Origin of the sequence: Curtobacterium sp. VKM Ac-2865 (genome assembly GCF_015350905.1) — a bacterium.
Classification (GTDB): Bacteria; Actinomycetota; Actinomycetes; order Actinomycetales; family Microbacteriaceae; genus Curtobacterium.
Genome location: NZ_JADKRZ010000003.1, coordinates 216614 through 234750 on the forward strand (window position 1 = coordinate 216614; position 18137 = coordinate 234750).

The 18137-nt window shown below is 73.7% G+C and carries 19 protein-coding genes; 7 read left to right on the forward strand and 12 right to left on the reverse strand.

All coding sequences use genetic code 11. The annotated features are described in order from the left end of the window. Positions 1-406: 406 nt before the first annotated feature. On the reverse strand, positions 407-1978 hold the full coding sequence (locus tag ITJ54_RS09830) for a phosphatase PAP2 family protein (protein WP_194627816.1): 1572 nt from the start codon (positions 1976-1978) through the stop codon (positions 407-409). A gap of 103 nt (positions 1979-2081) precedes the next feature. Beyond that, the gene (locus ITJ54_RS09835; RefSeq protein ID WP_194627818.1) at positions 2082-3011 is read right to left on the reverse strand and encodes a CPBP family intramembrane glutamic endopeptidase; all 930 of its coding nucleotides are present in this window, start codon (positions 3009-3011) and stop codon (positions 2082-2084) included. Positions 3012-3032: 21 nt separating this feature from the next. Here ITJ54_RS09835 and ITJ54_RS09840 point away from each other — a divergent pair, with 21 nt between their 5' ends. Continuing rightward, entirely contained in the window at positions 3033-3722 is a 690-nt protein-coding gene (locus ITJ54_RS09840; protein ID WP_194627820.1) for a metal-dependent transcriptional regulator, read from the forward strand. Between the two features lie 64 nt (positions 3723-3786). On the opposite strand, the gene ITJ54_RS09845 is transcribed toward ITJ54_RS09840, so the two are convergent. After that, positions 3787-4431: a HEAT repeat domain-containing protein gene (locus ITJ54_RS09845; RefSeq protein WP_194627823.1), complete on the reverse strand. Its 645-nt coding sequence runs from the start codon at positions 4429-4431 to the stop codon at positions 3787-3789. A 91-nt stretch (positions 4432-4522) separates the two neighbouring features. On the opposite strand from ITJ54_RS09845, the gene ITJ54_RS09850 reads away from it, so the two are divergent. Further along, positions 4523-5476, forward strand: coding sequence for an aldo/keto reductase (locus ITJ54_RS09850; protein WP_194627825.1), 954 nt, complete (start codon positions 4523-4525; stop codon positions 5474-5476). Between the two features lie 70 nt (positions 5477-5546). Here ITJ54_RS09850 and ITJ54_RS09855 read toward each other — a convergent pair whose 3' ends face one another. After that, the gene (locus ITJ54_RS09855) at positions 5547-7205 is read right to left on the reverse strand and encodes a hypothetical protein (protein WP_194627826.1); all 1659 of its coding nucleotides are present in this window, start codon (positions 7203-7205) and stop codon (positions 5547-5549) included. Further along, entirely contained in the window at positions 7202-7753 is a 552-nt protein-coding gene (gene pyrE, locus ITJ54_RS09860) for an orotate phosphoribosyltransferase (RefSeq protein WP_071272457.1), read from the reverse strand. Before pyrE ends, ITJ54_RS09855 begins: the two co-directional genes overlap by 4 nt. Positions 7754-7829: 76 nt before the next feature. Between pyrE and ITJ54_RS09865 the strand changes: the two genes are divergently transcribed. Both ITJ54_RS09865 and ITJ54_RS09870 read left to right on the forward strand, forming a co-directional pair. Then, the gene (locus ITJ54_RS09865) at positions 7830-9536 is read left to right on the forward strand and encodes a hypothetical protein (protein WP_194627827.1); all 1707 of its coding nucleotides are present in this window, start codon (positions 7830-7832) and stop codon (positions 9534-9536) included. 66 nt (positions 9537-9602) lie between these two features. After that, on the forward strand, positions 9603-11006 hold the full coding sequence (locus ITJ54_RS09870) for a M23 family metallopeptidase (protein ID WP_194627828.1): 1404 nt from the start codon (positions 9603-9605) through the stop codon (positions 11004-11006). Here the strand turns inward: ITJ54_RS09870 and ITJ54_RS09875 are convergent. The 6 genes from ITJ54_RS09875 to ITJ54_RS09900 are packed head-to-tail and all read right to left on the reverse strand — an operon-like array spanning position 11003 to position 14134. Next, the gene (locus ITJ54_RS09875; protein ID WP_194627829.1) at positions 11003-11875 is read right to left on the reverse strand and encodes a phosphotransferase; all 873 of its coding nucleotides are present in this window, start codon (positions 11873-11875) and stop codon (positions 11003-11005) included. The genes ITJ54_RS09870 and ITJ54_RS09875 overlap by 4 nt on opposite strands. A 1-nt stretch (position 11876) precedes the next feature. After that, the gene (locus ITJ54_RS09880; protein WP_194627830.1) at positions 11877-12473 is read right to left on the reverse strand and encodes a hypothetical protein; all 597 of its coding nucleotides are present in this window, start codon (positions 12471-12473) and stop codon (positions 11877-11879) included. Next, positions 12470-13054: a DNA/RNA endonuclease G gene (locus tag ITJ54_RS09885; protein ID WP_194627831.1), complete on the reverse strand. Its 585-nt coding sequence runs from the start codon at positions 13052-13054 to the stop codon at positions 12470-12472. Before ITJ54_RS09885 ends, ITJ54_RS09880 begins: the two co-directional genes overlap by 4 nt. After that, the gene (locus tag ITJ54_RS09890; RefSeq protein WP_194627832.1) at positions 13051-13494 is read right to left on the reverse strand and encodes a hypothetical protein; all 444 of its coding nucleotides are present in this window, start codon (positions 13492-13494) and stop codon (positions 13051-13053) included. Before ITJ54_RS09890 ends, ITJ54_RS09885 begins: the two co-directional genes overlap by 4 nt. Beyond that, complete coding sequence (locus tag ITJ54_RS09895) at positions 13491-13682, reverse strand: DUF2273 domain-containing protein (RefSeq protein ID WP_194627833.1); 192 nt, start codon at positions 13680-13682, stop codon at positions 13491-13493. Before ITJ54_RS09895 ends, ITJ54_RS09890 begins: the two co-directional genes overlap by 4 nt. Beyond that, positions 13679-14134 carry an Asp23/Gls24 family envelope stress response protein gene (locus ITJ54_RS09900; RefSeq protein WP_194627835.1) on the reverse strand — a complete coding sequence of 152 codons (456 nt, stop codon included), beginning with the start codon at positions 14132-14134 and terminating at the stop codon, positions 13679-13681. The genes ITJ54_RS09895 and ITJ54_RS09900 overlap by 4 nt, the downstream gene beginning before the upstream one ends. Before the next feature lie 159 nt (positions 14135-14293). On the opposite strand from ITJ54_RS09900, the gene ITJ54_RS09905 reads away from it, so the two are divergent. Further along, positions 14294-15130, forward strand: a complete 837-nt coding sequence (locus tag ITJ54_RS09905; protein WP_194627837.1) for an exodeoxyribonuclease III — start codon at positions 14294-14296, stop codon at positions 15128-15130. Between the two features lie 406 nt (positions 15131-15536). On the opposite strand, the gene ITJ54_RS09910 is transcribed toward ITJ54_RS09905, so the two are convergent. Next, positions 15537-16460, reverse strand: a complete 924-nt coding sequence (locus tag ITJ54_RS09910; protein ID WP_194627839.1) for an AEC family transporter — start codon at positions 16458-16460, stop codon at positions 15537-15539. A 145-nt stretch (positions 16461-16605) separates the two neighbouring features. On the opposite strand from ITJ54_RS09910, the gene ITJ54_RS09915 reads away from it, so the two are divergent. Both ITJ54_RS09915 and ITJ54_RS09920 read left to right on the forward strand, forming a co-directional pair. Next, entirely contained in the window at positions 16606-17199 is a 594-nt protein-coding gene (locus ITJ54_RS09915) for a nitroreductase family protein (protein WP_194627841.1), read from the forward strand. Positions 17200-17308: 109 nt separating this feature from the next. Further along, a complete protein-coding gene (locus tag ITJ54_RS09920) occupies positions 17309-18079 on the forward strand; it encodes an HAD-IIB family hydrolase (protein ID WP_194627843.1) in 771 nt (256 codons plus the stop codon). Positions 18080-18137 lie beyond the last annotated feature (58 nt).

An 18137-nucleotide genomic window follows, 5' to 3' on the forward strand; every position in this document is an offset into this window, starting at 1 on the left:
GGAACGCGGGCCGAGACCACCAGATCCGTCACCGCCGAGAACGAAATCCGTCCCGCGGCGCCGACGGCGACGGCGACGGGGACGGGGACGGGGTCGGCCACTGCAACGGCGGAACTCACCCGTTTCCTTCCGGCGCGATGACGGATCCGGTTCACGGAACGCGGGCCGAGACCACCAGATCCGTCACCGCTGAAAACGAAGTCCGCCCTCGCCCTCGCCGTCGACGGCGGGTGGCGGTAGCGGTGGCGGTGGCGGTGGCGGTGGCGGTGGCGGTGGCGGTGCGAGGGTCGCGGCGGTGAGGCCACGCTCGCTGGCGCGGTCCCGTGCAGGCGAGTCGCGCCTCCTGGCCGGGTGGGCCGGCACCAGCCGACCGACGCGAGGTGCGCGTCGGTCGGCTGGTCTCTGCTCAGCCGCTGACGACGGGCAGGTGGACGCCGGTCGGGACGGTGCCCGCGGTGCCCGGGTCCGACACCGGAGCCGGTGCGACCGGGGTGCCGGGCGTGACCGGAGTCGGGGTCGGCGTGGGGGTGGGCGTCGCCGCAGGGGCGAGGACGCGTGCCTGACCACCGGTGGAGACGACCTTCACGGAACCGTCCTGGGCGACGGCGACCGTCGCGCTGGTGGCGGCGGCGAGGTCCAGGCGCTCCCACGACCCGTTTGCGGACCCGGACTGATCGAGCGGGAAGCCCGACGCGATCTCGGTCTGCGCGAGCACCGCGGTGCGCTGGGCGGCAGTGAGCGTCGGGAACGTGGTGAGCAGCAGGTTCTCGGCGCCGGTGGGGACGCTGGCGGGCAGGCCGGTGGTGCCGGTCTTGGCGAAGCCGTAGGTCAGGCGCTCCTGGTAGACCTTGACGGCCGAGGCGCGGTCCGTGACGACCTGCGCGGTGCCACCCGGGATCGCTGCCCCGCCGTAGGGGTCGTCCTGGTACGGCTTCTCGGCCGTGATGCACTTCGAGAGCGTGGTGCCGCAGGCGGTCTCGAGGTAGCTGACGAGCTCCTTGCGGGCCGGCTCGAGGACAGCGGTGCGGTACGACGCGTCGGACCAGCGGGCGGCGAGTGCAGCCTCACCGTCGATGCGCCCGCCCATGATGTCGAGCGGGTAGTGCACGCCGAGGACGATGCGGTCGTTGCCGGCCTCGGAGGTGCGGGCCAGGATCTCGGGCGCGAGCTCGGGCACGAGCGTGGCGAGGGTGATGCCCGCCTGGTACGCGGTCGTGGTGTGGCCACTGGGGAACGAGCCGCCCGTGCAGATGCCCTTCGTGCCGTAGCCGGCGTCGAGCACGACGTCGTTCGGCGAGAACTCCTTCGTGGTGTCCGTCTGCGGTGCCACGCGGGTGACGTCGAGGCTGCCGTCGGCGCTCGCGTACGCCTTGCCGACGCGGTTCGGTGCGACCGAGGAGCTGTTCACCGTCGTGGGCGCACAGCCGACCTGGTCGTCGCCGGCGGGCAGCGTGGCCGTCGTCGACGCCGGCAGGTACGGCCGCGGGTAGCTGAAGTGCGCCTTCGCGGTGCCGGTGCCGACGTAGGCGCCCGACGTGCCGTTCGAGCTGTTGATCAACGCGCTCGTCAGGGGGAGCGCCCCGGACGCGCGGCCCTGGACGTAGGCCTTCTCGAGCACGTCGCCGAGCCCCTGCGACACGGTGGACGACTGGTCGTACGCAGTGTTCGTCGCGTTCTCGTACTCGGAGTCCTGGAGCGCCTTGAACTGCTGCGCCGCGGTGGCGTGCTGGTTGATCCAGGACGTCAGTGCGTCGTTCTGGGCGAGGGTCGCGGGCCCGACGACGGTGCCGTGCAGGTCGTTCGCCCCGCTGGACTGCCAGAAGGAGTCGTAGCCGCTCAGCAGCGAGACGAGGTCAGGCGGGGTGCTGTCGCTCGGGTAGGTGGCGGCGGAGGCCGCGAGGGGGTTGCCGACGACCAGGGAGGTCGCGATCGCTGCGACCGTCACCCCGGTGGCGATCGCGCGTGCAGATGAACGCATTCGTGGTGGCCGCCTGCGACGCAGGCGACGCTCCTCTCTGTGGACCGACTGGGATCCCGGCCATGGTGCGGAGACCCGGTGTCCAGCAGGCGAACAGTCCCCGTCAGGCGGGTGAACCGGCCGGGGTGTCTGTGGGGGTTCGCAGACCGTTCCACGCCGGAACGACCTCGGATGCGGGGAGCGGATCGGCGTCGGGGTTCCGCGGGACCCCGCGCCAGCGTCGACGGAGCCGCCGCGGACGGTCGTCGCGCCAGGCCACCATGCCGCCGGCGACGATGCCGAACGCCAGGACCGCGAACGCGAACAGCCCGATGCCACCCGCCGCGATGAGGTCACCGGCCCCCTGCCGCACGGTGGCGGAGACGGCGATCGAGCCGAAGTCCCAGAAGGCGTGGAGCAGCACGGGCAGCAGCAGACCGCGGCTCAGGCGTCGCGCGACGTAGAGCGTCGACCCGAACGACGCGGCGAAGACGACCTGGACGACGGTGACGCCGATGCCCGCGCCGGCGAGCGCGTTCAGCAGGTGGAGCAGCCCGAAGAGCACGCAGGACACGATCCAGACGCCGAACTCGGGCAGGCGTCGGCGCAGCCCCACGAGCAGCACGCCGCGGGTCATCAGCTCCTCGAACACCCCGACGAACAGCACCCCGAGCGCGAGCAACGCGAAGTAGTGCCACGGCAGCGCACCCCACCCGACGAGCGGCAGCCGGACCAGGCACACGACGGCGATGAGCGCCGGGGCGATCCAGGCCCAGCGCGGACGCCCCCTGGTGGCGTCGACCGTCGCGATGCGCCACCACCCGAGCCCGGTGACGATGACGGCGAGCACGAGCGCCGCGATGCCCTCGGGAACGACGAGCGCGGAGACGACGCTGTCGACCGTGAGACCGAGCGAGGGGTAGTCGTCGCTCGGCCGGGCGCGCCAGGCGCTGATCGCCGCGAAGAGCACGAGCGGGGCCAGGCCGACCAGGAGCGAGGGCGGGACGGGCCACCGACGACGGCGACGCCGGGTGGTCGTGGGATCGACGGGCATGCCTGTTTGTACCATTGCCGTATGCGCCTCCCTCCGCTCTCCACCATGGCGGAGGACTACGTCAAGCTGATCTGGAAGGCCGCCGAGCGCGGCGACCCGGGCATCGCGACGCGGGACATCGCCGCTGCGCTCGGGGTGTCGGCATCGACGGTGTCCGGCAACCTGCGGAAGCTCGACCGCGACGGCCTCATCGAGCACACCCCGTACTACGGCGTCGTGCTGACCCCGCTCGGGCACCAGGTCGCCGTGGCGATGGTCCGACGGCACCGGCTCATCGAGTCGTTCCTGGTCGACCGGCTCGGGTACTCGTGGGACGAGGTCCACACCGAGGCCGAGGCGCTGGAGCACGCGGTGTCGGAGACGTTCCTCGACCGGGTCGACGCCGACCTCGGGCACCCGACGCACGACCCGCACGGCGACCCGATCCCCCGCGCCGACGGGTCCCTGCCGTCCTCGCCGGGCGCCCTGCTCACGACGGTGGTGCCCGGAGCGTGCGGCACCGTCGACCGGGTCTCCGACGACGACCCGTCCCTGCTGCGGTACTTCGACGAGCTCGGCGTGGGGCTCGGCACCCACCTCCGCGTGGAGCAGGTCCGCGACTACGCGGGCGTGGTGGCCGTGGCGCGCCGGGACGCCGACGGTACCGAGTCGCTCGTCGACCTGCCGGCAGCGGCGGCCGCGGCGATCTGGCTCGCGCCGGACGACGACTGACGCCAGACGCTCGCCGCGCGCACGGCGCACGGCGCCCAGCGCTCGCCGCGCGCCCGGCGCCCGGTCAGCCCTTCGCGGACCGCGTGCGCCCGAGGGCGACCTCGCGACGAGCCCGCTCGAGCGCCAGCGCGGACCCGGCGTCCGGGTCGTGCAGCAGCCGTTCGGTGTCGGCCGCGTGCTCGCGGACGTCGGGGTTCCGGTGCTCGGCCGCCGCGTCGAGGACGGGAGCTGTGACCTCGGCCCCGAGTCCGGCGAGCGCCCGGCTGAGGGCGAGCCGCGTCTCCCGGTCGCCCTGCCCGAGCTGCACCGCGAGCGACGCCGCCAGCGAGGCACGGGCCGCATCCGGCACGAGCACGACGGCGGCACGCCAGGCGGTGCGGACGACTCCGGGGTCCAGGTCCTCCAGCCGGGCTGCGACCTGCGGGTACACCGACCCGTCGCGGATCTTCGACAGGGTGTGCAGCGCCTGGCTCCGCGCCTGCGGCTCCGGACGGTCGAGCTCCCGGAGCACCCGCGGCACGACGACCTCCGCGGGCAGCCGCAGCAGCGCCCACGTGAGCATCTCCCGCACCTGCAGGTCGGGCTCGTGCGCGCACTGTTCGACCAACAGCTCGAGGTCGTCCGTCGACGGTTCGGTGCCTGCTGCCATCACCGCCCGCAGGCGCACGGCGGGGTGGGGGTCGGCGAGGTACGAGGCAAGCGTGGTCATGTCCCGGTCCACGACACCCTGACGCTGCGACGTTGTCAAGCGCACCGGCCTAGCGTGGACGACGAACCGTTCCGACCTGAAAGGAATCCGCATGCCCCGCATCGGCAGCAGCGACCTGCACGTGTTCCCCCTCGCCCTCGGCGGCAACGTCTTCGGGTGGACCGCGGACGAGTCCACCTCGCACCGGGTCCTCGACGCCTACACGGCCGCCGGCGGCGACTTCATCGACACCGCCGACGTGTACTCCGCCTGGGCCGACGGCAACTCCGGCGGTGAGTCCGAGACCGTGATCGGCTCGTGGTTCGCCGCGTCCGGCAAGCGCGACGACGTGACGATCGCCACGAAGGTCTCCCAGCACCCCGAGTTCCCCGGGCTGTCGGCCGACAACGTCGCGAAGGGTGCCCGCGCGAGCCTGCAGCGCCTCGGCACCGACCGGATCGACCTGTACTACGCGCACTTCGACGACCAGGACACCCCGCTCGAGGAGACCGTGCGCGCGTTCGACCAGCTCGTGCAGGAGGGCCTGGTCCGGTACACCGCGATCTCGAACTACTCACGCGAGCGTGCCGCCGAGTGGATCCGCATCGCCGAGGCGAACGGCCTGGCCCGACCCGTCGCGATCCAGCCGCACTACAACCTCGTGACCCGCCAGCCGTACGAGTCGGAGATCGCCCCGCTCGCACACGACGCCGGCCTCGGAGTCGTGCCGTACTTCTCGCTCGCCGCCGGGTTCCTCACGGGCAAGTACCGCACCAAGGACGACTTCGCCGGCAAGGACCGCGAGGGCCAGGTCTCCGGCTACTTCTCCGACGCCGGGCTCGCGGTCGTCGACGCGCTCGAGGGCATCGCGACCGCACACGACGTCGAGATCGCCACGGTCGCGCTCGCCTGGCTGCAGGCCCAGCCCGACGTGGTCGCGCCGATCGCGTCGGCGCGGAACACCGAGCAGCTGCCGGCGCTCCTCGCCTCGGCCGACCTCGAACTCGACGTCGAGGAGCTGCAGACGCTCGCCGACGCCTCCGCGAAGGTGCCGACCGCGGTCTGACCGCGGCCCGTGACGGACGGGAGGCTCCCCACCGGTCCGGTGGGGAGCCTCCCGTCTGTCCTGGGGCTGGCTACGCCGTCGAGGCGGGTGGACCGCCCGTGGTGACCATCGCTGCCGCCGCCGGTGACTTCGTCGGGGTGAGCTGCTCGTCGAGGGTGTTCGACCGGATCCACAGCGAGATGAGGACCACCGCCAGGAGCATCAGGAGGATGATCACGACCGCGCCGCCGATGAGGAGCTGCTTGCCGCGCTTCCCCTCGCCGCGCAGGCGGGCGAAGCCCTCGTTGATGAAGTTGCCGCCGTCCGCTGCCGAGGGCGCTGTCGGAGCTGCCTGGGACGGCGACCGGGCCGGCGTCGGGGCCGGGGTGTGGACGGCGGGCATCATCTGCGTGCCGGTGTCGTGCGGGTCGTACCCGGTGGAGCCGAGCTGGTTGACGGCCTGGGTGCCGAAGAGGTCCTTGATCGCGCTCGTGTCGCTGGTCTCGCGGCCGTCCCACTCGGACTGGTCGAGCTCGTCGAGGTCGAGCCGTGCGGGCGGGGGCGTGACGGGGCGCTCGGGCGGGGCCTGACGGTCGACGGGCGGGGCCTGGTGTTCCACGGGCGGGGCCTGGTGCTCGACGGGCGGCGCCGGGCGCTCGGTGTCCATCGTGTCGCCGGGGAAGACCTCGCCGGTACGGGCGGCGTCGTCGCTGAGGGACCAGCTGCCGGCGTCGTCGGAGTCGATGGTCTCCGGTACGGGCAGTGCCGACGCGGGGACCGGCGGCGTGGGGACGGACATCGCCACGGTCGCAGGGCCCACGGGCTCGTCGTCGATGACGGCGTCGTCGTCGGCCTCGTCCGCCAACGACCACCCGCCGCCGAGCGTGGTGGTGTCGAACGAGTCCGAGGTCAGCGTGGTCGGGACCTCGCCCGCGTCGTCGTCGTGGACGGCCCAGTCGAAGGGGCGTCCCGCGTCGGGGCGTTCGGCACCGTCACCGCCGGGCAGGCGCAGGAGCTCGGTGAACGTCGGCGGCTCGTCGCTCGGCGGCAGCGCGTTCCCCACGCCGAGCGGCTGCTGTGCGAGGGGACCGGTCGGGGTCGGGCGCGAGCCGGTGGCGCGGCCGAGGAAGTCGACGTCGTCACGGCCGAGCCCGAGGGGGTCGGTGCGTCGGCGCTCGTCCTCGATCGCCTGGGTCTCCGCGGCGCGCTGGTCGCGGTTCGTCTGCGCGAACGGCAGCTGGATCGAGCTGGGGTGCGGCGCGGTGGTGCTCGGCGGGACCGCGGAGGCCGGCGGGATGCGACCGCTCAGCAGTGACCGGTCGGGGTCGGAGGCCGGGTGCGAGGGGGCCGCGAGCTGCTCGGGCATCGAGATGGCCTGGGTGGCGTCCGCGTCGAGCGGCGCGCGTGCGGGCTCGGGTGCCGGCGCCGAGGCGGGTTCGGCGTCCGCCGGTGTGACGGGCTCGGGTGCCGGCGCGGTGGCGGGCTCCGCGTCCGGCAGGGTGGCGGGCTCGAAGGGCTCCGGGAGCGGTTCGCCGGTCTCGGCGGCGGCGCGCTCCGCCTCGCGACGTTCGCGGCGCGAGGGCCACTCGTCGGCGGTCCGCGGCGCACCGAAGATGTCGGCGGCACTGCGGAGTCCCGGGAAGCGAGCGTCCGTGGCGGGAGCGGGCGGGGCCTCCTGGCCGTCTGCCCCGTGCTCGGGGCGGGCGGCGTCGTCGGGCTCGCGCGCGTCGTCCGGACGCTCCGCGGTCACGCGGACAGCCCCAGGTCGGCCAGTCCGATCGCCGCGAAGTACGGGTACCCGGCTGCCTCGATCGTCTCCTTGGCGCCGGTGTCCCGGTCGACGACGACCGCGACGCCCACCACGATCGCGCCCTCGCGCTCCAGGGCCTCGGCGGCCTTGAGCGGGGAGCCGCCGGTGGTGGAGGTGTCCTCGAGGACGATGACGCGCTTGCCGCGCAGGTCCGGGCCCTCGACCTGCTTGCCGCGGCCGTGGTCCTTTGGCTCCTTGCGGACGACGAAGGCGTCGTACGTGCCGCCTCGCGCTGCCGACTGGTGGAGCACGGCGGCGGCGATCGGGTCGGCGCCCATCGTGAGCCCGCCGACGGCCGAGACGTCGGGCACACCGGCGATCAGGTCGGTCATGACCTGGCCGATCAGCGGGGCGACGCGGTGGTCCAGGCTGACCTTGCGGAGGTCGATGTAGTACGTCGCCTTCTTGCCGCTGGTCAGCGTGAAGTCACCGTGGAACACGGCCTCAGCCGTGATGTGGTCGATCAACTGCTCGCGCGCGTCCGTCACAGCGCACAAGGGTAGTCGGTCCCGCCCACACGGCGCTCATCGGAGCTGTCGGGGAGGCGTCGGTACGCTGCCTGGTGTGTCCCTCGAACGCCCGTCGCGTCCAGCGGCCGGCGGGTCCCGTCGTGCCGGGGCCGACCGCGGGCGCGACCGTGAGCTCGACCGTGGGCGGTCGCCGCGGGACCGCGTCGGCGCGGTCGGTCGCGAGGCCCTCGGCGCCCTCGTCGCGGTCGCCCTCGCCGTCATCGCCCTCCGTCACGTGCTCGCCTCGGCCCGGGTCTCGTTGCTCTGGTACGACGGCGACTCGGTGCTGCTGCCCCTGGTAGTCCGGTCGATCCGGGCCGGGGAGCCCTTCGAGTGGGCGATGTCACCCGCGCTGTTCTTCTTCCCGGAGCTGCCGGTCTACCTGCTCTGCTCGGTCGTCACCGCCACGCCGCAGCAGGCACTGGCGCTCAACGGCGTGCTGGTGCTCCTCGGCGTCTACGCGCTCGTCCGTGCGGTCGCCAACGAGCTGATGCCCTCCGCGCGTCGGTCGGCGCGGATCGCCGTCGCCGTGCTGGCCGTGGGGTTCCTCACGCTGCAGGTCCTGACGGAGTCCTCGGCCTCGGCGACGTCGCTCGAGCTCACGTCGCTGCTCCTGACCACGACGTACTACTACGGCGTCGTGCTGGCGCTGCTCGCCACGGCGGCGCTCGTGCTCCGTGCGGTCCGGGTCGGGCGGGCGTCCGTGGCGGTCCTCGTCACGCTCGGCCTCGTCGCCGCGTGCACGACGGCGTCGAACCCGCTGTACGTGCCGTGGTCCGGTGGGCCGGTCGTCGTCACGCTGCTCCTGGTGGCGCTGCTGCGCCGGGTGCCGTGGCGGCCGGCACTGTGGCTGTCCGGCGTCGTCGTGGCCGGCGCGGTCGTCGGGTCCCTGGTGCGCATCCCGCTCCGGCCGTTCGTGTCGCTCGACCCCTCGTCGTACGTGCACCCGTCGCGCGCGGCGTCGACCCTCGGGTTCTTCGCGTCGTTGACCGACGACCGCGCGGGGTCCGGCGAGGGCGACGTCGGGCTGTTCCTGATGCTCGTCGGGGTCCTGCTCGCGGTCGGCGGGACGGTGTGGGCCTGGCGGGTCCGCACTGCCAGGACCGTCCTCGTGGCGTCGCTGCTGCCCGCGGTGACGATCGCCGCCGTGTCCGTGGGGGTCGTCGTCGCCGGGTCGGACACCCCGCGCTACCTCGAGCCCGTCGTGGTCGCGCCGCTCATCGCCCTCGTCGCCGTCTGCGAGCTCACGCGCACGGCCGTCCGACGCACGCGGCTGCACCAACCGGTCCGGGGCGTCCGGGTCGCGCTCGCACTCGGCACCGCCGTCGTGCTGGCCGCCGGGGTCGCGGTCGCGCCGAGCACCCTGCGGGCCGTGCGAACGGCCGCGTACACGCCGGCCAGCTGCCTCGACCGCTGGGCGGACGGCCGCGACGTCGTCGGGGTGGGCCAGTTCTGGACGGTGCGGCCGCTCGCCACCTACGCGTCGACGAACGTCGACCTGCTGCAGGTCCGCGACTCGTTCCAGGTGTACCCGTGGCTCGTGGACCTCGGGGCCTACCGCGACGCCGACCCGACGTTCGTGGTCGTCGGCTCCGGCGACGTGTGGCCGACGCCCGTGGAGGACCTCCTGGGACGCCCCGCCGCGGTCACCCACTGCACGGGGTTCGACGTCTGGGACTACGCGGGGACGGCCGGTGCGGCCCGACTGCGGAGCGACGTCGTGGGCAGCGCGGACGAGGTCCGACGCGAGCGCGGGTTCTGAGGGAGTTCTCCACAGCGGTGCGTCGGCGTCGCGGCGGATCTGTACGGATGTATAGGCTCGCTCCCGATGACTCGCTCTGCCCCCCTCTCCTCGCGCCCGCTGTCCGGTCGACGTCCGGGGCTGCTCCCGCGGCTGCGCCAGCGGCTGGAGCTGCGCCTGGGTCTGCGGCTGGCGGTCACCGGTGTCGCCCTGCTCGGGTTGACCGGCACCGTCGTGCTCGACGCTCCCCCGGCACAGGCGGCGACCTACCCGTCGTGGGACGACGTCCTCGCCGCCCGCGGGCAGGAGTCGCAGAAGAACAGCCAGATCTCCGACATCCAGGGCCTCATCGGGCAGCTCGAGTCGACGGCCAGCGCCGCTGCGACCGAGGCCCAGGAGCGCGGCAACGACTACTCCGACGCCCAGCGCAAGGCCCAGCGTGCGGCGGAGAAGGAACAGGCACTCCGCGCCGACGCCGAGGAGCACGCCGAGGTCGCCGAGCAGAGCGCTGCCCAGGCCGGCCGGTTCGCCGCGCAGATGGCTCGCTCGGGCGGCACCGACGTCTCGACCAGCGTGCTCACCGGCGGTGAGGCCTCCCGCGACCTGCTGTACGACCTCGGTGCGCTGAGCAAGCTCTCCGAGCAGGCCGAGCGCGTGGAGACCGCCGCGAGCGCCGATGCCTCCGTCGCCCGGGCCCTCACCGGGCAGGCCGACCGCGCGGCTGCGGCACTGGCCGACCTCGCCAAGGCCGCACAGGACCGCATGGCCGAGGCCCAGGCCGCGTCCGACCGCGCCCAGGCCGCCTACGACGAGCAGCAGGACAACAAGGCGCGGCTGCAGGCCCAGCTCGCCACGCTGACGTCCGGCCGTGTCCGGACCGAGGCCGAGTTCGCCGAGGGTGAAGCCGTCCGCAAGGCCGCTGCCGAACGGGCCGCGCGGGAAGCCGCCGAGGCCGCCCGTCGTGCCGCGGCGGCCGCTGCGGCAGCTGCCGCGAACGCCGCCGCGCACAACAACAGCGGTGGCAGTGGCGGCGGCGGCGGCGCACCGGTCGGCGGGTCACCGTCGGTCGGCACGGGTTCTGGCAGCGGATGGGTCCGGCCCGCCGGTGGGTACATCTCGAGCTCGTACGGCTACCGCGTGCACCCCATCACCGGCAAGGGGAGCTTCCACGACGGCATCGACCTCGGCAGCGGCTGCTCCACCGCGATCGTCGCCGCGTCGGCCGGCACCGTCGAGTACGTCGGCTGGTACGGCGGCTACGGCAACTACGTGCGCATCAACCACGGCAACGGGGTCGCGACGGCGTACGGCCACATCGTCAGCGGCGGGTTCCGCGTCACCCCCGGGCAGCAGGTCGCCGCGGGCACGCTCGTCGCGCTCGTCGGGTCGACCGGCAACTCGACCGGGTGCCACCTGCACTACGAGACCCACGTCGGGGGCGGTACGACCGACCCGGTCGGCTTCATGGCGGCCAGGGGCGTGGGCTTCTAGTCCCCGGCGACCGGGTCGGTGCTGCGGCCGTCGCCGCTGCGGCCGTCGCCGCTGCGGCTGTCGCTGCTGCGGTGGTCGCTGCTGCGGCCGTCGCTGACGATCCCGTCGTCGTCCAGGTTCCACAGCGCGCGGTACCAGGCGGTGCGTTCCTGGTCGGCCGGCAGCCCGTACGCCTCGTGGAACAGCGGCTCCCACCCGGGGCCGAGGTTCCACCCGAGCGCCATCGTGGCGACGGCCAGGTCCGCCCAGCGGTCGGCGACACCGAGCGCCCCGAGGTCGACGTGGCCGGCCCAGCGCCCGTCCGCACCGATGAGCGTGTTCGGCGTGCACGCGTCACCGTGGCAGACGACGAGCAGGTCGGTCGCGGGCTCGGGCCCGAGCCGGGACGGGTCAGCCCCCGCCGCACGGCCCCGTTCCGCCCGGTCCTCGCTCGACCACACGAAGGGGCACTCGGCCACCGGGAGCGTGTCGTGCATCGCCCGCAGGCCCTCCCCGACGGCGATCGCCGCGGTCCGGGGTTCGTCGCGCCAGCGGGGATCGACGGCACTCCACGCGGGCAGCGCTCGGGTCACGAGCCAGGCGCCGTCCTCGTCGGCACCGTGGTCGACGACCTCGGGTACACGGAGCCACCGGCCGGCCCAGGCGAGCCGCGCGGCCTCGGCGTCGATCCACGGCCGGTAGGGCGCGGGCACCCACTTCACGTACTCGTCGGCGCTGTCGGCGTCGGTGCCGCCGATCCGGAAGGTCTTCCCGCCGATCGCGTTCACCCACACCGGGACCACCGCTCGGGCGCCGATCACCGCGGCCACGGCGTCCGGCACGGCGACCTCCCCGTGCGGCAGTCCCCCGAGCGACACCGGTGCCGCCACGTCAGCGCACCCGGTCCGGCCGCGAGGACCCGGCACCGCCACGGGCGATCTCGAGCAGCACCGGCAGCGGTCCGCCGAGCAGGACGTCGAGGTCCGCGACGATCTCCTCGACGCGCGTCGTGATCTCGCGCGGTGACGCGCCCTTCCGCGGACGGACCCGGATGCGCAGGGCACGGCGTCCGCGGACCCGGTACACGTCGACGGCGAGGGACGCGACTGCGGGCAGCGCGCCGACCGCGGACGACAGGGCGTGCTGCGCGGCAGCGGCGTCGACGCGCACGACCCCGGGGAGCCCGGCGGCGCTGCCGTCGTCCTCGACCACGGTGCCGACACCGCCACCACCCAGGCCGCTCAGCACGACGAGTGCCAGGACGCCGAGCAGCACCGCGCCGCCGAGCACCCACGCCCATGCCATCGCGGAGGCCTCGTGGGACGCGTCCGCTCCGAGGTCCCCGAGCGCGCCCCGCGCGGCGTCCTGCCAGCGGTCGGCGGCCCAGGGCACGGTCTGCACGAGGACGGTCGCGACGCCCAGGACGAGCAGTGCCAGCCCCGTGACGACCAGCGCGACACGGTTGAGCGCGCGGTTCGTGGCGTTCACCCGTCGACCCGTGCCGTCGGCTGGACCCGCACGCGCGCGTGCACCGCCGGCGCGACGTCGATCTCCGCGAACTCCCGGTCGACGGCGTCCTTCGCGGCGACCGCCGGCACGTCGACCCCGGCAGCTGGTCGGAGCACGACGTCCACCGTCCGCCGTCCGACGGTCCCCACCGTGGCGTCCGGACCGAGTCGCGTGGCTCCGCGGGCGGCACGCGCCGCAGCGGAGGCGAGCACCTCGTCGTCGACCACGACGGCGAGGCGGCCGGAGGGCATGGTGTGGCGCGGACGACGCCCGGGCAGGACGCCCTTCGCGAGCAGGACGAGACCGACGAACGCCACGACCGCCCCGACGCCGACCACGACGGTCGGGTCGAGCCCACGCGGGGCAGCGACCGCCGCGTCGACGACGTCGCGCGGGTCGATGCCGAGCACCCGCTGGTCGAGGAACACGAGGACTGCCGCGAACACCGCGGCAGCGGCGACGACCAGGAGCAGGAGCATCGCGACCACGGTCGACACCGACCGGGACACGTGGGTCTCGCGGCGCAGGACACGGCGTGCGAAGGCGTCGTGCTCGGTCATCGCACCCGCCTCGGAGTGTCGACGACCGACGAGGTGAACGTGACGTCGACGCGCTGGACCTGGCGCCCGGTGATCGCGCTCATCCACTCGGCCACCGTGGCCCGGGCGCGGTGGGTGCGCGCGACGACGGACTCGGTCGTCGCGGTGGTGTCGGCGCCCGACGTCTCCGCCGCGTCAGACGCATCCGACGCACGCGCTCTCGCTCTCGCTCTCGGGGCCGAACGCGCCCCGAGGGCGGGCATCACGAGCGGCGCCGTGACGGTCACGGCCAGGGCGCCGCGTCCGTCGTCGGCCACCCGCGCGCGGACGTCCCGGACGGAGCTCCCGAGCGCCTCGGCCGCCACCACCTGGGCGGTGTGCACGAGTGCCGCCGTGCCGATCCGATCGGACCCGGGTACGCGGTCGGCGGGCGCGGTCGTCGCGTCGGCCGCACCGCTCACGACGAGCTCCGGCGTCCGCGCAGCACGTCGAGCAGCCGGTGGGCGTCGACGTCCCCGGAGACGACCCGGGCGACGAGGGCCCCGAGCGCCATGCAGACCGCGACGACCAGGACGGCCCAGAACCCGAGCGTCAGCGCGACGACCGCCAGCACGGCACCGACGCCCATGCCGACGACGGTCGACGTCATCGGACGCGGCCGTCGAGGTCGCCGGTGGTGCCGTCGAGCGCGGGGATGTTGACGTCGTTGATCGCGATGTTCACCTCGGTGACCTGCAGCCCGACGAGCTCGGTGACCGCGTTGGTGACCGCGGTCCGCACGGCCGAGGCGACCTCCATCATCGGCGTCGGGTAGTCCACGACGATCGTCAGGTCGACGGCGACCTGGGTCTCGCCGACGTCCACGCGCACGCCCTGCCCGAGCGCGTTCGACCCGATCGCGTCGCGGATGGCCCCGAAGGCGCGGGCAGCGTTGCCGCCGAGCGCGTAGACGCCGGGGACGTCCCGTGCGGCGATGCCGGCGACCTTCGCGACGACCTGGTCGTCGATGATCGTCCTGCCGGCGCCGGTCACCTGTGTCGTGGTGGTCCCGGCCGTCACGGTGGCTGCGGTGCCGTCCACGCGGTTGCTCGTCGTTGCCATGGTGTTGCTCCTCACGGTGGGCTGGACTCCTGGTTCCAGGGAACACCATCGTGGCGACGGCCGCTCGGAGTCCGCGGTGGCCGCGCGGAGTCCCCGGCCGCTCGCAGCCCCTGGCCGCTCGGAGCCGTCGGTCGGTGGCGACCGGTAGGTTCGTGTTCCATGCGCGTGGCGACCTGGAACGTGAACTCCGTCCGCACCCGAGTGGCCCGGGTGGTCGACTGGCTCGTGCGAGAGGACGTCGACGTCCTCGGCATGCAGGAGATCAAGTGCAAGCCGGAGCAGTTCCCGGTCGACGCGTTCGAGGCCGCCGGCTACCACGTCGAGGCCCACGGGCTGAACCAGTGGAACGGCGTCGCGTTCGCCAGCCGCCTGCCGATGGACGACGTCACCCGTGACTTCCCCGGCCAGCCCGGCTTCCTCAAGGGACACGAGGGGCCCGACCTCCCGGTGGAGGCCCGCGCCATCGGCGTCACCGTCGACGACGTCCGCCTGTGGAGCCTCTACGTCCCCAACGGGCGCGAGGTCGGCGACCCCCACTACACGTACAAGCTCGACTGGCTCGCCCAGCTGGCCGACCGCACCACCGAGTGGCTGCAGGCCGACCCTGACCTGAAGCTCGCGCTGATGGGCGACTGGAACGTCGCACCGCTCGACCAGGACGTCTGGGACATGCGCGTCTTCGAGGGCGCGACCCACGTCAGCGAGCCCGAGCGCACCGCGTTCCGCACGTTCGAGACCCGCGGCCTGCAGGACGTCGTCCGCCCGATCGTCCCCGACGGCTACACGTACTGGGACTACAAGCAGCTGCGCTTCCCCCGCAACGAGGGCATGCGCATCGACTTCGTGATGGGGTCCCAGGGCTTCGCCGACGTCGTCACCGGCGCGTCGATCCACCGCGACGAGCGCAAGGGCGACGCCCCGAGCGACCACGTGCCCGTCGTCGTGGACCTCGACCTCGACACCGCCCTCGACGACGACCGCCCCATGATCTTCTGACCCGGACTCCCCCCTCCCGCGCCTGAGATCGCACTCCGTGTCGCCTCGCCGGGCGCGGACCCGACACCAACTGCGATCTCACCGGTCACGACACCCCGCTCACGTCCGCCGAGCGGTCACCATCCGTCGCTGGCGCTCCGGCCGACCGACAGTCCGCGACCACTCGCCGCCACCCCGCCGGGGTGTCCCGCCCACTCGCGCCCCCGCGAGGCGCCGGTCCGCACCCCCACCGGCCTGGAGGCTCCCACCGGCCCCGCCCCGAGCCTCCCGTCCGCCCCGCCCACCGTCCCGACCCCGCTGAGATCGCACTCCGTGTCGCCTCGCCGCGCGCGGACCCGACACCAACTGCGACCTCACCCACAGCACGCGCGCCAGCAGCGGCGCCGCCGCGGCCCCCGCGCCGCCGCTACGGGTGCAGCAGCGCGGCGACGAGCACCAGCACGGGCACCGCGCCGATCGTCGAGATGAGCACGACGTCCCGCGCGACGGGGACCGCGGCGTCGTACCGCTGCGCGTAGTTGAAGACGTTCTGCGCCGCGGGCAACGCACCGAGCGTGGTGAGGACGAACACCTGCTGGTCGTCGAGCCCGAACACGAACCGGGCGAACACGAAGGCCACGGCGGGCATCACGACCAGCTTGACGGCCGACGCCACGATCACGTCCGTCCGGATGGACGGGTCGCGGAGCGGTGCCGACCCGTGCAGGCTCATGCCGAACGACAGCAGCACGACCGGCACGGCGGCAGCCCCGACGAGCGCGAAGGGCTCGAGCACCGGATCCGGCAACCGGACGTGCAGCGCCGAGCACAGCAGTCCGAGCAGCGACGCGATGATGAGCGGATTCGTGACGGGTCCGAGCAGCCGGCGCTTCCAGCCGCCTCCCGACGCAGTCGCCGCGTCGAGGATCGTCAGCGCGACCGGGGCGAGCAGGACGAGCTGCAGCAGGATCACCGGCACGACGGCGGTGGCCTGCCCGAGGACGTAGACGGCGACCGGCAGCCCGATGTTGTTCGCGTTGACGTAGCTCGACGCCAGTGCCCCGACCGTCGTCACGGTCAGCGACCGACGCAGGACCAGGCCGAACACGAGCGCTGCCCCGACGGCGACGGTGACCGCGCTGAACAGCGACACCCAGAGCATCGGGGACACCAGCGACGCGATGTCCGCCGTCGCGATGGTGTGGAACAGCAGGCACGGCATGAGGACGAAGAAGGCCAGCCGGCTCATCACGAACTGGGCGTGCGGTCCGAGCAGCCCGACGCGCCCGACGAGGTACCCGGCCGCGATGATCGCGCCGATGATCGCGAAGCCGATCAGAACGCCACCCATCGAACCCATCCTGGCAGGTGTCGATGCCCACCCGCGACCTGGCCGGCCTGCCCCGACCACGACGCGCCGTGTGTCATCAGTGGTTCCACCGGGATCTGGGCTCCGAGTCGGAATTGCGGACGCATCGACCGACGTTGTGCTGGACATGACCGATGCCGCGACCACGCTCTCCCGTTCCACCGACTCGAGCCAGCCCCTCGTCCCGCTGCTCGAGGAGCGCTGGAGCCCGCGTTCCTACGACGAGACCGCGACGATCTCGGACGACCAGCTCGACGCCGTCCTCGAGGCCGCGCGCTGGGCCGCCTCCGCGCAGAACTCGCAGCCCCGTCGCTTCATCGCCGGCCGCCGCGGCACCGAGACGTTCCGGAAGATCAACGAGCACCTGCTCGGCTTCAACCAGACCTGGGCACACCGGTCGAGCGTCCTGGTCGTCGGCGTGCTCGAGAACGTGACCGAGGACGGCGACGCCCGCCCGTTCGCGCAGTACGACCTCGGGCAGTCCCTCGCCGCCCTCACGGTGCAGGCGCACGCCGAGGGCCTGCACGTGCACCAGATGGCCGGCATCGACGCCGCGGGCCTCGCCGCGGCGTTCGACCTGCCCGAGCGCTTCCAGCCGTTCACGGTGACCGCGATCGGCACGGTCGCGCACCCCTCGCAGCTCGAGGAGAAGGCCGCCCAGCGCGAGGTCGCCCCGCGCACCCGCCTGCCGCTCGACGAGGTCGTGCTCGTCAAGGAGTGAGGCGGGCGACTGACCCCGCCCGGGTCCAGCCGACCGGCTTCCCGCAAGGATCGGCTGGACCCCGCACCCGTCCGGCTGCGGGGACATGTCGCATGACACAATCGTGCGCATGACCGCACCACGCCTCGTCGCCTTCGATCTGGACGACACCCTCGCCCCGTCGAAGTCCTCGCTCGACCCCCGCATGCTCGAGACCTTCGCCGCGCTGCTCGAGACGGTCCCCGTCGCGGTGATCTCCGGCGGCAACTTCCAGCAGTTCGAGCAGCAGCTGGTCACACCGCTCAGCCAGCGCGCCGGCCTGACCCTCGACGACCTGCACCTGCTGCCCACCTGCGGCACGCGCTACTACCGCTGGGCCGGGGACGACTGGGCGCTGCAGTACGCCGAGGACCTCACCGACGACGAGAAGGCCCGCGCCCTCGCCGCCGTCGAGGCCGTCGCGAAGGACGCCGGCTACTGGGAGTCCGAGACCTGGGGCGACATCCTCGAGGACCGCGGCTCCCAGATCACCTTCTCCGCTCTCGGCCAGGCCGCCCCGGTCGACGTCAAGAAGCAGTGGGACCCGACCGGTGCGAAGAAGGACGACCTGCGTCGCCGCGTGCAGGCCGAGCTCCCCGACCTCGAGGTCCGCTCCGGCGGCTCCACCAGCGTCGACATCACCCGCAAGGGCATCGACAAGGCCTACGGCATGCAGCGCCTGGCCGAGATCACCGGCATCGCGCTCGACGACGTGCTGTTCGTCGGCGACCGGCTCGACCCCGAGGGCAACGACTACCCCGTGAAGGCCCTCGGCGTCCCCTGCCACGCGGTGGAGGGCTGGGAGGACACCGACGCGTTCCTCACCGAGCTCATCCCGACGCTCCGGGTGGCGTCCGTCTGACGAACGCGGGTCGCGTCCGTCGCGTCGGTCTGGCGGTCGCCGCCATCCGGCCTGGAGG

Excerpts from the sequence above, each read along its gene's own strand:
- ITJ54_RS09830 (WP_194627816.1), bottom strand. The coding sequence starts at position 1,978 with ATGCGTTCATCTGCACGCGCGATCGCCACCGGGGTGACGGTCGCAGCG.
- ITJ54_RS09835 (WP_194627818.1), bottom strand. The coding sequence starts at position 3,011 with ATGCCCGTCGATCCCACGACCACCCGGCGTCGCCGTCGTCGGTGGCCC.
- ITJ54_RS09840 (WP_194627820.1), top strand. The coding sequence starts at position 3,033 with ATGCGCCTCCCTCCGCTCTCCACCATGGCGGAGGACTACGTCAAGCTG.
- ITJ54_RS09845 (WP_194627823.1), bottom strand. The coding sequence starts at position 4,431 with ATGACCACGCTTGCCTCGTACCTCGCCGACCCCCACCCCGCCGTGCGC.
- ITJ54_RS09850 (WP_194627825.1), top strand. The coding sequence starts at position 4,523 with ATGCCCCGCATCGGCAGCAGCGACCTGCACGTGTTCCCCCTCGCCCTC.
- ITJ54_RS09870 (WP_194627828.1), top strand. The coding sequence starts at position 9,603 with ATGACTCGCTCTGCCCCCCTCTCCTCGCGCCCGCTGTCCGGTCGACGT.
- ITJ54_RS09885 (WP_194627831.1), bottom strand. The coding sequence starts at position 13,054 with ATGACCGAGCACGACGCCTTCGCACGCCGTGTCCTGCGCCGCGAGACC.
- ITJ54_RS09895 (WP_194627833.1), bottom strand. The coding sequence starts at position 13,682 with ATGACGTCGACCGTCGTCGGCATGGGCGTCGGTGCCGTGCTGGCGGTC.
- ITJ54_RS09900 (WP_194627835.1), bottom strand. The coding sequence starts at position 14,134 with ATGGCAACGACGAGCAACCGCGTGGACGGCACCGCAGCCACCGTGACG.
- ITJ54_RS09905 (WP_194627837.1), top strand. The coding sequence starts at position 14,294 with ATGCGCGTGGCGACCTGGAACGTGAACTCCGTCCGCACCCGAGTGGCC.
- ITJ54_RS09910 (WP_194627839.1), bottom strand. The coding sequence starts at position 16,460 with ATGGGTGGCGTTCTGATCGGCTTCGCGATCATCGGCGCGATCATCGCG.
- ITJ54_RS09915 (WP_194627841.1), top strand. The coding sequence starts at position 16,606 with ATGACCGATGCCGCGACCACGCTCTCCCGTTCCACCGACTCGAGCCAG.
- ITJ54_RS09920 (WP_194627843.1), top strand. The coding sequence starts at position 17,309 with ATGACCGCACCACGCCTCGTCGCCTTCGATCTGGACGACACCCTCGCC.